12 protein-coding genes and 1 pseudogene are annotated in these 13,610 nt (G+C 41.8%); 7 read left to right on the forward strand and 6 right to left on the reverse strand.

All coding sequences use genetic code 11. From position 1 onward, the window contains the following. The first annotated feature begins 308 nt into the window (after nucleotides 1-308). Complete coding sequence (locus tag HWQ44_RS16705) at nucleotides 309-1,313, forward strand: hypothetical protein (RefSeq protein ID WP_292720575.1); 1,005 nt, start codon at nucleotides 309-311, stop codon at nucleotides 1,311-1,313. Between the two features lie 216 nt (nucleotides 1,314-1,529). Here HWQ44_RS16705 and HWQ44_RS16710 read toward each other — a convergent pair whose 3' ends face one another. From HWQ44_RS16710 to HWQ44_RS16725, 4 genes and pseudogenes are all read right to left on the reverse strand, one after another. Next, nucleotides 1,530-1,736 (reverse strand): phycobilisome linker polypeptide, encoded by a 207-nt coding sequence (locus HWQ44_RS16710; RefSeq protein WP_012411143.1) that lies wholly within the window; start codon nucleotides 1,734-1,736, stop codon nucleotides 1,530-1,532. A 222-nt stretch (nucleotides 1,737-1,958) separates the two neighbouring features. Next, nucleotides 1,959-2,447 carry an allophycocyanin subunit beta gene (gene apcB / locus HWQ44_RS16715; protein ID WP_069068902.1) on the reverse strand — a complete coding sequence of 163 codons (489 nt, stop codon included), beginning with the start codon at nucleotides 2,445-2,447 and terminating at the stop codon, nucleotides 1,959-1,961. A gap of 65 nt (nucleotides 2,448-2,512) precedes the next feature. Next, complete coding sequence (gene apcA, locus HWQ44_RS16720; RefSeq protein ID WP_094341663.1) at nucleotides 2,513-3,001, reverse strand: allophycocyanin subunit alpha; 489 nt, start codon at nucleotides 2,999-3,001, stop codon at nucleotides 2,513-2,515. A gap of 403 nt (nucleotides 3,002-3,404) precedes the next feature. Then, nucleotides 3,405-6,710: pseudogene (locus tag HWQ44_RS16725) on the reverse strand (phycobilisome rod-core linker polypeptide); the annotation flags it as partial. Nucleotides 6,711-7,244: 534 nt separating this feature from the next. On the opposite strand from HWQ44_RS16725, the gene HWQ44_RS16730 reads away from it, so the two are divergent. Beyond that, on the forward strand, nucleotides 7,245-7,775 hold the full coding sequence (locus HWQ44_RS16730; protein WP_292720579.1) for a hypothetical protein: 531 nt from the start codon (nucleotides 7,245-7,247) through the stop codon (nucleotides 7,773-7,775). A 38-nt stretch (nucleotides 7,776-7,813) separates the two neighbouring features. On the opposite strand, the gene HWQ44_RS16735 is transcribed toward HWQ44_RS16730, so the two are convergent. After that, nucleotides 7,814-8,578 (reverse strand): 2-phosphosulfolactate phosphatase, encoded by a 765-nt coding sequence (locus tag HWQ44_RS16735; RefSeq protein ID WP_292720581.1) that lies wholly within the window; start codon nucleotides 8,576-8,578, stop codon nucleotides 7,814-7,816. A 101-nt stretch (nucleotides 8,579-8,679) separates the two neighbouring features. On the opposite strand from HWQ44_RS16735, the gene HWQ44_RS16740 reads away from it, so the two are divergent. From HWQ44_RS16740 to HWQ44_RS16750, 3 genes are all read left to right on the forward strand, one after another. After that, nucleotides 8,680-8,961, forward strand: a complete 282-nt coding sequence (locus HWQ44_RS16740; RefSeq protein WP_292720583.1) for a hypothetical protein — start codon at nucleotides 8,680-8,682, stop codon at nucleotides 8,959-8,961. A gap of 340 nt (nucleotides 8,962-9,301) precedes the next feature. Next, a complete protein-coding gene (locus HWQ44_RS16745; RefSeq protein WP_292720693.1) occupies nucleotides 9,302-9,361 on the forward strand; it encodes a hypothetical protein in 60 nt (19 codons plus the stop codon). An 82-nt stretch (nucleotides 9,362-9,443) separates the two neighbouring features. Continuing rightward, a complete protein-coding gene (locus HWQ44_RS16750) occupies nucleotides 9,444-10,625 on the forward strand; it encodes a class I SAM-dependent methyltransferase (protein ID WP_292720586.1) in 1,182 nt (393 codons plus the stop codon). Nucleotides 10,626-10,695: 70 nt separating this feature from the next. Here HWQ44_RS16750 and bioB read toward each other — a convergent pair whose 3' ends face one another. Further along, nucleotides 10,696-11,703, reverse strand: a complete 1,008-nt coding sequence (gene bioB / locus HWQ44_RS16755; protein WP_292720588.1) for a biotin synthase BioB — start codon at nucleotides 11,701-11,703, stop codon at nucleotides 10,696-10,698. 481 nt (nucleotides 11,704-12,184) lie between these two features. On the opposite strand from bioB, the gene HWQ44_RS16760 reads away from it, so the two are divergent. Both HWQ44_RS16760 and HWQ44_RS16765 read left to right on the forward strand, forming a co-directional pair. After that, nucleotides 12,185-12,760, forward strand: a complete 576-nt coding sequence (locus HWQ44_RS16760) for a GNAT family N-acetyltransferase (RefSeq protein WP_292720696.1) — start codon at nucleotides 12,185-12,187, stop codon at nucleotides 12,758-12,760. A gap of 386 nt (nucleotides 12,761-13,146) precedes the next feature. Next, on the forward strand, nucleotides 13,147-13,602 hold the full coding sequence (locus tag HWQ44_RS16765) for a hypothetical protein (RefSeq protein WP_292720590.1): 456 nt from the start codon (nucleotides 13,147-13,149) through the stop codon (nucleotides 13,600-13,602). The last annotated feature ends 8 nt before the right edge of the window (nucleotides 13,603-13,610 follow it).

The following is a 13,610-nucleotide window of genomic DNA, read 5'->3' on the forward strand; positions in this document are numbered from 1 at the left end:
TTGAATACCCCATTTTCAACCCTAAACTGTTTCAATGCACCTAATTTCTGTTGATCTACTTGCTCGTCTAAAAGATATCAAATGGGTTCTATAGATAGTTCGGCTTTTCAGCTTCAGCTTCATCTATGCTTTACTAGAAATTTAAAATTAACTCTTTTAATCAAGATAGGTAAGAGAAATAAAACAGTATATTTTACGAAGTATCAAGATAAAAATATTGTTAATTTGTAATAGCCAGATTGGTTTTGAAAACGAAATGGCTTTGGATACATGAGTTATTTAGCCAATTTAGAATAACGTTGGAAGAAATGATGTTAGAAGAACTGTTAGCAGAATCACCAGTGCGCGATCGCTTACAATATGAACGGGCGATCGCATTTTCTCAGCTTGGCGATCGCCTCTTTGATGAGCTTGCTGCTAAAATTGCTACAAGGCGACAGTACCGACTACTGTTTGAACACACATTAAAGCCTGAGTTATTCCAACAAATCCGAATTGCTGCTGCGGCTTATATTTCAGCATGTCTGAATAGTCCCATCATTCTTTCGGAAGCTGAAATGCTTGAACGACTGCTGGAAGCAAGAAGTACTTTGCCGAACTACACCGGCACTGGTCTTTTGATGCCCAAGCGAGAACACATTCTGGCATTTAACCTTTTTCAAAAGAGCGTCGCAGAGGCTTTCTACCAATTAGGAGCAAATGACCTGATTGATGCAGTGGATTTACCAGTCAATCTTCGCATGGTCTACGGTAAAACTGACGCCAAGAGGTTGGGTTTACCCTTCGCTAGCTCAAAGTGCCATAGCGATGTCTGGGCAGGTGTTGCTGCTGATGCAACTGTAGTAGTTCTGCCGCTATTTGGCGACATCGATAATATCACTATCGAAGCAGGTGAAATGCCCCGTGAAATGGAATTACAGTCTATGCAGGTGATGTCAGACTTCGATGAAGGTCGGGATATTCCGATGGTTGTCTCCTACACAGAAGCACAATTACAACACGGCACAATGTACTTTAATGATGCCCGTGGATTGCACCAAACAGTAAGAAGGAAAACTGAAGGCCTGAGAATTTCAGTAGATTTCCGGTTCCGCAGGAAATTCAATGAAGCTTACCGGGCAATGGTCGCACCTAATATTGGTGGTATTGAAGAAGATATGAGTGTGCCTTATGAAGACTGGCTGAAAGTTGGGAAAGAAACGCTAATTGTGTTTGATGAAACTGTTAAACAGGCTAAGAAGAGACAGAATGCTGACGCTCCAGTTCCACTTTATACTCGTGGGTATCGCCTTGTAGAAATGTTCAACTTTTAACTTTCAGAAATACAAGCAATAAAAAAGAAAGAGGTCTGGATATTAGACCTCTTTATCAATATTTATCACCCAGACCTACTTTGTTTGTGTAGTAGTGAATTCTATCCGCCCAATTGTTTCTTAATTACCAGGTTTTTTGTAGTATCAATTCTTAAGAAAAAAGAGGTCGAGAAAGACCTCTTAGCAATTCCCTAAAATAATGTTCTATTTACAGAATTACGACAAGCCAGTATTAGCACCTTGCTTACCAGTTGCCAGTTCTACCTTGATGATTTTGCCGCCTGCTTTTTGAATACGTTGTTGTTCGCGGAACCAGTTCTCATAGGGAACTAGCTTCGTGAAGTAAGTATTTTGCAGTTCGCGTTGGGTACGAATTCGGGTTTGGCTGGGAACTAGAGCAGTAATTTTAAACAAACGGGACATATTTGGAAAATCTCCTGTATACCTTGTGAAAACTTTTTTATCTCAAAATCTTTAGTGCAAATCTTTTAATCATTCAAAGGCTGGAAATCAAACATCAATACTAGACCACCAACACTCATCACTGATAATTTACCAAGATAAGCAATATAACGTTCTAGCACTCACGATTGATTTCCAGACCTTAATAAAGCCGCACCTAAATTTTTAAGCGCAAACTAGTTCTTAGCTTAAGCCAGAGGAGATATAGTCTAAGTAAACGCCCATTTCCTTGCCGGCGTCAGAACCTACCAAACTGGCGGTTACTTCCTTGATTGCTTGGATAGCTTGCACGGTAGCACCGACGGGAACACCTAAGGAGTTATAGGTTTCTTTCAAGCCATTTAGTACACGTTCATCAAGGATGGAAGGATCGCCAGCTAACATAGCGTAGGTGGCATAGCGGAGGTAATAGTCCAAATCGCGGATGCAAGCAGCATAGCGGCGGGTGGTGTACATGTTACCACCTGGACGGGTGATGTCAGAGTACAGCAAAGATTTTGCTACAGCTTCTTTGACGATCGCAGCAGCGTTAGCGCTGATGGTGCTAGCAGCACGTACCCGTAGTTCACCAGTGGCGAAGTAGCCTTTTAGCTTTTCTAAAGCAGAAGAGTCTAGGTATTTACCTTGAACGTCTGCGGAGTTAATGACAGCGGTAATTGCGTCTTGAGCCATGTTGTTAATTCCTTATTTCCAACCGTATTGCAATACTTCTGTTTCAGTAGGTAAACAGCTTTACCCTATCCTAGAAGAGCGCCAACTAGGTAGTCGAAGTAGCTACCAGCTTCACTAGCATCATCACCAGACAGCAATGTACCAGCTACATTCTTCAATCCACGGATACCTTCAGCGACACCATCGATAGGAGTTCCCAAGGACTTGTAAAGTTCACGGGCACCGATAACACCAATTTCTTCGATGGGGGTAACATCACCAGCAACGATACCGTAGGTAACGAGGCGGAGGTAGTAATCTAGGTCACGCAGACAAGTAGCAGTCAATTCTTGACCGTAAGCGTTTCCACCAGGAGACACAACGTCAGGACGCTTTTGGAACAGTTGATCGCCAGCTTGCTTAACAAGCCGTTCGCGATTTTCTGACAAAATTTGAGCAATCCGCACACGGCGCTCACCACTTGCAACAAATGACTTGATCCGATCTAACTCACCAGGGCTGAGATAGCGGGCTTCTGCGTCAGCATTCACGATAGCTTTCGTGACGATACTCATTAATGGATTCCTCCAATACGAATGAAACCAGGATTTGATTAAACTGGTGCGACTTGAAATTTGGTTTACTGAGTTTATTTCTCGTTCTTTTAAACACAACAGTTTTATAACTGCTACGGCTAATAAATTACGAGCTTGCTTGAGTCAACATAAGTACACAAGCTTTTAAACTCAGTTACCTTCCGCAAAACATTTTCCGGCATTCTGTTGAGCATTTATGACTGCTCTTAATACTTTGTAATATTGCTTTTCAGAATTTGCTGTTCAAACTGCAATCTGAGAGCGGTATTACAAAAGGTTACGAAGGAGACAGGGGAAGGGTTACAGGGGACTGGGGACTAAAAATAATCTATTCCCTATTCCCTATTCCCTATTCCCTACCCCCTACTCACTAATCAACCGCTACACTACCGAGGTAGTTACCTGCTGGCAGAGATGGGAAGCGGTTGTAAGGCACAACATCTTCACCGAAGTAGCGGCTATATTCTGGACTTTCGACTATTGCTTCTACGGCAGCTGACAAACCGCTATCGGCTAGCAGATTGTTATACTGGCGAATTTCTTCCTGAGTTGCGGGTGTACGCCCCAACAGGTGACGGAAGAGGAACTCAATGACCTTGGCATGAGGATAAGGGGTATAGAAGCGCTGGCGATAGATTTGGGAACTCGCTAGTTCACGCACAAACTCGCGGACGGAAATTTCACCATTCTGGAGTTTGCTATCTAGGTCAGTACGGCGGAAATTATCAGGCACTTCACCGTTAAATACATCCAACACTTGACGATAAATGGCGTTGATTGCCTGTTGTTTTTCGGTTTGGTTGGTGCTTTCTGTTAGACGGTAAATGCGTGCATTTTTACGCACACCCTGTTCCACGGTTTGTCCGCTACCATCGTTGTAGGAACGACCTAGTTCAGCGAATGATGGCTTGTTCTGGCTTATACCATTTGTTTGTGCTGATATATCTGCGATAGCCTGTGTCAAAAGCTCCGTATCGCTAGCTCCGACGCGGGCTTGCACTGGCTTAAAGCTAGGCACAACTACGTCATCGTTTTGCTTGGTAAGCTGGTTGTACAGCTTCTCAGTATTCGGGAAGTTTGCCGCGGGTAGGGTCGGGAAGCGACGGTAAGGAACCGTATCTTCACCAAACACCTGGTTATATTCCACACTATCTACCAAAGCGCCAATAAAGGCACGAATACCTTGAGTAGCCAAAATCTGGTTGTACTTGCGGATTTCTGCTTGGTCTAGTGGCGCCCGTCCCAAGAAGTGTTTGGTTCCCAACTCAATCACTTTGGTGTTGGGGTAAGGTGTGTAGAACTCTTTCAGGTAGAGGTTAGAGTAACCCAAACCTTCAATAAATTCCTTCACACTAATTTCGCCGTTCCCCAGCTTGCTTTCCCATTTTGTAAATTCGTTTTTGGCGATATAGGGTGCAATATCCCGCTCAAAAATCTGACGATAAGCAGCGCTAATCAAAGTTTTGACTGCAACTTTGTCACTGGTATTAGCCACCAGTTTGAAGATTTTGGTTTGTTCGCGTTGCTTGCTGACACCTTGGTTAATGCGGAACTGAATATCTGGTTCTGACCGTTTTTCTGTCACTGTACCCAGTGTCACAAAGCTCGGCGTGACTTCCTTCTGAACTTTCGCGGCAACATCATCACGAATGCTACCAACACGTAATTGTCGCCCTGATACACCACCAGGAGTCAGATACCGTTCGTAAGGAATTGTATCTTCACCAAAGGCTTCGCTGTATTCTACGCTGTTAATAATGGCATCAACCACTGCGTAAAAGCCCTGTTTAGCAGCGATGTCAAAGTACTTGTTGATTTCTTGACGACCATAAGTCGGACGACCCAACAAGCGGCGGTGAATATACTCGATCGCTTTACAAACATAAAGCGATGACCAGTACAGATTGCGGAATACATCTGACTTAGCCAAACCACGGATAAACTCCCGCACAGAAATGTCGCCGTTTTCCAGCTTGATTTCCAATACCTTCGGGCGCTGACCTTCGTAAAGATCACGACCGAAAACTTGCAGGTAAGCTGCTTTAATCAGAGCTTGCGTGGAGCTTTCGGAGTATCTAACGCTAGAATTTTTGGTAGCCTTTTTACCTCTAGTACCAGGCAGTTGATCTAACTTGAACACCTTAGGCCCAAGAGTACCAGGAGCTTCACCCCGCGCCTTGGGATTGCTATTTTGGTTATTAATCCCTGCCCCTTGGTGAATCAGGATGCGTTTGGTATCCTTGCCAAAAGGAGCCGGATTGGTACTGGGGTTGCGAGTTTCTTTCGGGAAAATCGCCCCAAACTGAATTTCCAAGGGGTCATTACCAGAACCGTAGGGATGTTGATCTGGTAGCGGTTGCTCGTAAGCTGCAAATGTGGTGATGAACTGAGGTATTTTGCGGAAAGGCGCACTGTAGTTAAACAGGTCTTGCTGCGGGCCCCAGTTGCGACATTCCTGTGCTTCTTGACCCAGACCCCGGAGGTAGGGTACTGTTTCTTCACCAAAATAGTCGCTGTATTCAGCAGAATCTACTAAAGCATCTACTAAGGCTGGTAGACCACCGTTAGAAATAATTGAGAAGTATTTTTGTACTTCTTCGCGGCTACTTGGCCCCCGTCCCAAAATGTGACGGAAAGCTAGTTCGATGACTCGGCTGTTAATAAAAGGCTGGTAAAACTGTTTTTGGTAAAGGGGAGATTTAGCTAAACGACGGACAAACTCTTTCACAGAGATGTCGCCATTCTTCACCTTGGATTCCAGGTCAGATATGGATAAGCTATAAGCACGGGTAATGTCGCGCTCAAAGATTTGCCGATATGCGGCCTTGATTACCTCATTTTTTTCGCTACTTGATAACCCAGTCTTCATGACAAACTTGGGACGCCGTTCTGCCGCATTAAAGTAAATTTGCGGCAGTTGTAGCCCTTGCTGGTCGCTAGAGGGGCGTTGGCGAACTTTATTTGAAGGTGTGGCTGCTTTGAATTCTGTTAACAAAACATCCATGTACTGAGACACAATTTCTGTAGCCTCAGCATCGTTGCGGAAAAAGGAAAGTGACCCGGCTTTGATTTCCTGCAAGGCTACTAGCGTTGCTTCTCCAGAGCAGGCATTTTCAATTATTTCCCGCAAACCCCGTGTATTCACCGCTATGATGTTGGGGTCGCCAGCAACGATCGCATAAGTAGCGTAGCGCAAGAACCAGGATAAATCCCGCAAGCTCTTGGCCATGTTGCTTGGGCCATAACGAGCAATGTTAATTGGTCTGAAACCCGCAGGTGTCGGGCCGCTGGGGGATGAATTAAAGATTGAGCGTAAATTTTCTAAGAACCCGCCACGACTTTCAACGTAGGTTACAGTTCCCAGTTGCATCCCCTGTTGGACATTAGCACCACCACCACCAGCAGTTACTAGTTCTACTTCTCTGGGCTTTTCTAAAAAAGCCATTGGCGAACCACCGACAAAAATCCGGTTGGCAGCGCGAGATACAATAATCTCGGCATTATCCGTCAGCGTCTGAGAAATTTCTAGACGCTTTGCACCAGATGCAAAATAGCTTGCCAGTTCATTTAATTCACCACTTCCCAAAAAGCGGTCTTGCTGCTCGGCTTGGGTAATTGTCGCTACAGCTAGGGTTTGATATAGTTGCGGACGCGCAACTGAGCTTCCACCACTTGCCTTAACACTCATCGGATTTGTAAAACTCCCATCATAAGCGTTTATGTGTTAAGTCTGGATTGTTTTGAGGCTTGACACATCGGTGTGTCTATGCTTTATGAGCTTGAGAGTATTGCCTGCAAAACTGCCAGTAAATTAACCCAGTTAGCTTTTAGATTAGAACGTTTTGCGTTCTCAAGGCGGGTTTATTAAGAAGTGTGTAGAACCTGTATCTTAAATGTCTCCAGTCTTAAAAATACATACCCCACTTTGCCTGAGATAAAGTCTAAGTTTTGTAACTAAGTAGTAGGTTGGGAACTGTCTACTGATTTCTTTTTTATTTAAACGCAGATGCACTTCGCCTTCCCGCAGAGTAGGGGTACAAAGAATTCACTAAGAATCATTGAAATGTTGTACTTAGTCACTGGACAGTGGTCATTAGTCAATGTTAAGTTGTTTTTGCTACTGATAAGCTCACATTCACAACTAACACCGCACTGGAAGTAATTCTTAATTTGTGGTGGTTTAATCTGCAAATAGTCAGTATTTACATACAGGGGAAATACTATGCACAAAAGTTATAAATTTAACTATTTATTCAATGCTACCTTATCTGCGATCGCAGTTATTTTGGCTGTCACTCCTGCAAATGCGCTTCCAGACCAAAACATCAACACCGTTGTCAAGTGGGCAAAAACCAGACCTCAACTACCAACTCTGAGATACAACAGCGAAGCCCACGGTTACGAGGGTACAAAGGGAAATTTATACTTTTATGCTGATGTCACTTCTCAAAATGGGACAGTGAATAAAGAAGGCATAACTGTTAGTGGTGATAAACGCCTCAAATTCACCACAAAAAATGCCAATGCAGTGAAACTGTTACAAAATATTTATAATTCTAATATTGCTAATGACTTTCAGAAGTCTCGATATATCACCAAAGTTGGACGTGACCAGTTTTATCGTGGACAAAAGTTTGCTTACATCGCTGCTGAGGTACAAGGTGGGTCATCATTGCAGATAATTCCCTTGAATAAGTTGCAAGAGTTTATAGATAATGCCAAATATTGCCAAACCAATCAATGCGACGTTTAATTAATTCGTAATTCGTAATTCGTAATTTTTGAGTTTGATTAAGCCTGTGGCGTGTAATTTACATACGCATTATCAGTAAATAAAGGCACACAATCACTAACGCTGTAAGCTGCGGACAGATCAACATCTGACTCAAAGCCTTTTTCAATCAACTCTTTACCAGAACTGCATTTTTTCAAGTACCCCAATAAATCCTGCTGGAAAGCCTGAAATGTTGTAAGAGCGACTTCGGCTTCTGGTGATAAACTGCCATCTAAATAACTGAGAATTGCCCCAGCACCAATTAAATCTTCAAATGCAGGACGGAGACTTCCATCTTCTTTCCACCTCTCACCGCCAGGAATCACAGCAATTTTATCACCATACTTTTGAGCAAACTGCGCTACAGCTTGGCAATTTCGCAAGCAACCAGCCAAAGTTGGTGTATTTCCTGTATGTAAAGTCAGAAAAGAACCATTAGGTGAAGGTAAAACTAGTCTGGTTCCAGTAGGAATCTGAGTCACCGATTTTGGCGAGAGAGAATATCCAGTTGTAGTCCAATGTTGTCTATGATTTGCTAACTCCGCTCGCACTGATTTGGCATAATCTATGGCTGATTCATCTCTATATGCGTAGGGAAAAATTATCGCGCCATTGTTGGTGGCAATTTCCACGCAAGTAGAAAAAGAGAGAACGTCAACTATTACAATTACATCACTGATGGGAGCGAGTTGAGCAACTCCTTGTAGCCCCCATTCACAGCGTAAATCAAACTCTGATTGGTTGTAAATCATTGGAGCGATCGCAAAAAACAATATGATCAAAATCAAACCACAAATTAACCAAGTAAGTGATCTTAATTTGTCTCAAGGCTAAATTGACCTAAATGTTATAATCAATATAAAATCTGAAAGATCAAAATACTATGAATTTAGCTATAAAAACTACCCCTCTAACAACTACACCAAAGTTAATTTATGATGTGTTGATTGAAAATCAACAAGATGGCACAGTTAAAGCAATATTGTTAGGTTTACCAGACTGTGAAGATTTAGGAAATACCGAAACGGAAGCAATAGAAAAGCTAAGTCAAAGTTTGCAAACTCGCTTAGAAACAGCCATTGCTGAAACAACTTTCCTACTTAAAATATATGGGCTGATGGCGATCGTAATTATTTGTCTACCTGAAGTGTTCCGCATTAGCTAAACTCAGAATTGCTGCAATATTGCTCATGAAATGTCAGGTTCCCATAATTCCTTAAGTCAGGATATTGTTTTATGGAAGGAATAAACTACTTTAAAATTATTCAAGAGATTTTAAATAAACATTTAGTTAATGATGTGGCTAATGGCACAGAGGTTCAATTGTTATTTGATGCATAACCTCATTATTATCAACTCTTAAATATTGGTTGAAAAGAACAACGGAGAATTTATGGAGTTATCATTCATGTTGATATCAAGGACAAAAAAATTGGATACAAAGAGATGGTACATAAATCAGTATCGCTAATGAATTAATTTCTGCTGGTGTACCGAAAGAAGATATTGTATTAGGATTTCACGCTCCTTATAAACACCAATTTACTGACTTTGCTGTTGGATAAATATCAGGAAATAAACAATAATAATCTTTGCCCTGATCAGCCACTATCCGCTAAACTCAGAAATGCTGCGTTATTCCTCATCATGTCCGATTCCCAAACTGTTAGTGCTGCTGTTGCCAAACTCTACAATACCTACCCCTTTCCGCCGGAAGCCCTGTTGGATGAACCACCTCCAGGCTATAACTGGCGCTGGAATTGGCTAGCCGCTCATAACTTCTGCACAGGTCAAAAACCTCAAAAGCAAGATATTCGGATTTTAGATGCAGGTTGCGGTACTGGTGTGGGTACAGAGTACCTGGTTCACCTCAATCCTCAAGCTTCTGTTGTAGGAATTGATCTCAGTACTGGCGCTTTAGCTGTAGCCAAAGAGCGTTGTCAGCGTTCTGGAGCTAACCGCGTTGAATTTCATCACCTCAGTTTGTTTGATGTGGAACAGTTACCGGGTGAGTTTGATTTAATTAACTGTGTTGGCGTTTTGCACCATACTCCCGATCCCATTCGCGGGATTCAAGCTTTGGCGAAGAAGTTAGCCCCAGGCGGCTTAATGCACATTTTTGTGTACGGGGAGTTGGGACGTTGGGAAATTCAACTCATGCAAAAAGCGATCGCACTTATTCAAGGTGACAAAAAAGGCGACTACCGCGATGGTGTCCAAGTCGGGCGACAAATATTCACTTCTTTACCAGAAAATAACCGAATTGTCAAATACGATAAACAACGTTGGTCATTAGAAAACAACAAGGATGAATACTTTGCTGATATGTACGTTCATCCTCAAGAAATTGACTACAACATTGAAACGCTATTTGAATTAATTGATGCTTCGGGATTGGAATTTATTGGTTTCTCGAATCCGAGTTTCTGGGATTTAGAGAGACTTTTGGGCAAAGCACCAGAGTTAGTAGAACGGGCAAAAGAATTGAGCGATCGCCAGCTTTATCGCCTGATAGAATTATTAGACCCAGAAGTAACTCATTACGAGTTTTTCCTCGGTCGTCCTCCCTTAATCAAAGCTGACTGGTCAGAGGATAACGCTCTACTAGCAGCGATTCCCGAACTGAATCCTTGTCTTGAGGGATTTCCCAGTCAATGTTTCTTTAATTACGATTACCAAATTGTGAATTTATCTGTAGCAGAGTTTGAGTTTATGCAAAGATGCGATCAAAATTCCACAGTTGCAGAGATATTGACAAATGTAGAACTGGGATTGGATGAGGTAAGAAGCCTTTTGCAACAGCAGTTGATTTTATTGACACCTGCTTAGGGAATTTAGGTAAAAAATATCCAATTATTTATTGTGGGATAGGCCTTTCGGCTATCCCACAATCAGATATTTATCCGACAACAGCCGGACTTGCTACTTTCTCTTGTCTTTGGGAAGGCGGACGCATTCCCAAACCAAGTAAATTCAGCATTTCTCGGTCAGTATCGTAATCTGGACAGGGAGTTGTCACCGTCAACATCTTGTTGTCGTCGCTAGAAAAGATAGAATTGGCTCCTGCCATAAAGCAGAAAGCTTGCTCAACTTCAGAAAGTCTCGCCCTTCCCGCACTAAGACGCACATCGGAAGCTGGCATTAAAATCCTGGCTGTGGCAATCATCCGCACAATATCCCAAATGGGAACATCAGGCTGATTTTCTAAGGGTGTGCCCGGTACTTGTGAAAGAATATTAATCGGTACGGACTCTGGATGTGGATGTAAGTTTGCCAGAGTTTGTAACATCCCAACCCGGTCATCTACAGTTTCGCCCAAACCCATGATGCCGCCGGAACAGACAGTAACATTTGTCTGCCGGACATTCTCAATTGTGTTCAAGCGATCGCTATATGTCCTTGTGGTAATAATTGTGCTGTAATATTCCTGCGAGGTATCTAAGTTATGGTTGTAGGCATAAAGTCCCGCTTCTGACAATTTTCTGGCTTGATTTGCCGTCAACATACCCAGAGTGCAGCACACTTCTAAACCCATTGCAGTCACATCCTTGACCATTTCCAGGACTTCCTCAAATTGTGAGTTATCCCGGACTTCGCGCCAAGCTGCACCCATACAAATGCGACTAACACCAGTTTCTTTAGCTTTTTGGGCGATGCTAACTACTGTTTCCTTTTCTAGGAGTGCTTGCGCCTTTACCTCTGTTTTATAGCGGGAAGATTGGGCGCAGTAGCTACAATCTTCTGGACAACCTCCGGTTTTGATAGATATAAGCTTGCAAACTTGTATTTTTGTTGGGTCATGATATTGGCGATGCACGCTAGCAGCTTGATAAATAAGCTCTAGCAATGGCGTATTGTAAATCGCCCGAATCTCTAATTCCTGCCAATCGTAGCGTATTCCCACCACATCATTATCCTTCTTGTAGACTGGGTTGAATCTTGAGCTGTCTTTTGCTTAAATCTGCTGCGGTACAGCGTTTGGGCAAAGCGATTTTATCGAAGTTGTACCCTGCACTGTGCTTTATCACCCATTGGCTCTCAATCCTTCCGCTCTAGATATTAGACATCAGCTTATCAAGATTTTGCTTGAATGGCAGATTAAGAGCAAAAATACTCACTCTCTCTGTTGTAAAGGGTATTGGGTATTGGCAGGACTTATGCAAGTGGCGCATATATCTTTTGTCATGCTGGTCAGGAGTTCAGAGTCTATATAAAATCAATTCATTGACCCTTGACTTTTGACAAACTTTATGAAAAAACTATGACACTTGCATAAGTCCTGATAATGAGACAGCTAATCTACCTGATGCTGCTAAACCGCAGGTTATGAGAGAATTTATAAAATTTAGAGAATGTTCTGGGAAGAGATCCCGCCGATTAAGCAATTTATGATATCAGAACTGCCAATAATTGCCAGCGATCGCCTATTATTACGAGCAGCGATCCATGAAGATATACCCCAAATTCTCAAATACTTCATTGATAACAAAACTTATCTCACTCCATTCTATCCTCTTTGGGCTGATGGTTTTTTCACTGAAGAATATTGGCAATATCAGATAGAGAATAGTTTTCTGGAATTTATCAATGGTCAATCGTTAAAACTATTTATTTTCACCAAAAAAAATCCCACAGTAGTTATCGGAACTGTCAATTTTAGTAATTTTGTCCGAGGAGCCGCTCATTTTTGCTATGTGGGATATAGCCTTGCTGAAAAGAAACAAGCTAAAGGATATATGACAGAAGGACTAAAAGCTGCAACTCAATATCTATTTCAAGAGTTAAACTTTCACCGGGTCATGGCTAATTATATGCCTCACAATCGGCGCAGTGGTAATGTACTCAAAAGACTCGGTTTTGTTATTGAAGGATATGCTAGAGACTATTTGTTAATTAATGGACAATGGGAAGATCACATTTTAACGAGTCTTACAAATCCTCATTGGAAAGCACCTAATTTTTAACATTTTCTGAATAGTCTTGCCGAGAATATTTATTTTATCTACTCACGATACCTAGTTACAAATTCACTTATTTATAACTGCTATTTATAAATGTATTTTAGGCAAATTCTCTAAGTAAGCAATGCTTGGTTTTCGATCAAATACTTATTTTTAGTTTGTGAGGACTGCCTACATGACAGCTATTTATAATCATACAATATCTAAATATGAATGAATTAAATATATCAGTTGTGAACATATACAAATTCATAGCAAATTCATAATAAATACACAACAAGTCCACAAACCAATGCAATAGTAATATTTGTTTACTACCCGGCTCAGTTATTAAGGTTAGCTTTAGCCGATGTGTCCAATTTTCTTAACTAATTGAGGAGTTTTTCAAAATGTCCATTAATTCTATAAAGCGCTTATCTGTCTTTTCTACTATCTTCACTTTTGCTACCATCTTACACGGAATTGTCTTGGCAGCACCAGTTCCAAATCCTGCCCCTACACCAGTCTTAAAAACTCAGACTAGTCCTGCATCACACCAGCCAATCAAACTCACAAACCAACAGCGCCTACAAATCCAAGTGGCTCGCCAGCAAAGAGATAAGGATATTGAGGCTCTATTAAACCCATCCCAAGATACTAAATTTAAGGCAGCACTACAATCCCGTCAAAGAATCAGAATAGTGTTAAAATCTTTGGATCTGAATCCAGATCAACAGAAACAGGTTCAATCAATTTTGCAAACTTATAATCTGCAAGTGAAAAAAATTCTATCTTCACAGGCATCACAAGCAACATCAAACTCAGTAGGAATTACTACACCAACATCACAACCAACTCAAAAATAAAAAACTCA

This window comes from Nostoc sp. JL34, from assembly GCF_017114945.1.
Lineage (GTDB): Bacteria > Cyanobacteriota > Cyanobacteriia > Cyanobacteriales > Nostocaceae > Nostoc.

Coding starts and splice junctions, on each gene's coding strand:
- apcA (WP_094341663.1), bottom strand. CDS start 3,001: ATGAGTATCGTCACGAAAGCTATCGTGAATGCTGACGCAGAAGCCCGC.
- HWQ44_RS16740 (WP_292720583.1), top strand. CDS start 8,680: ATGAATTTAGCTATAAAAACTACCCCTCTAACAACTACACCAAAGTTA.
- HWQ44_RS16710 (WP_012411143.1), bottom strand. CDS start 1,736: ATGTCCCGTTTGTTTAAAATTACTGCTCTAGTTCCCAGCCAAACCCGA.
- HWQ44_RS16765 (WP_292720590.1), top strand. CDS start 13,147: ATGTCCATTAATTCTATAAAGCGCTTATCTGTCTTTTCTACTATCTTC.
- HWQ44_RS16760 (WP_292720696.1), top strand. CDS start 12,185: ATGATATCAGAACTGCCAATAATTGCCAGCGATCGCCTATTATTACGA.
- HWQ44_RS16705 (WP_292720575.1), top strand. CDS start 309: ATGATGTTAGAAGAACTGTTAGCAGAATCACCAGTGCGCGATCGCTTA.
- apcB (WP_069068902.1), bottom strand. CDS start 2,447: ATGGCTCAAGACGCAATTACCGCTGTCATTAACTCCGCAGACGTTCAA.
- HWQ44_RS16730 (WP_292720579.1), top strand. CDS start 7,245: ATGCACAAAAGTTATAAATTTAACTATTTATTCAATGCTACCTTATCT.
- HWQ44_RS16750 (WP_292720586.1), top strand. CDS start 9,444: ATGTCCGATTCCCAAACTGTTAGTGCTGCTGTTGCCAAACTCTACAAT.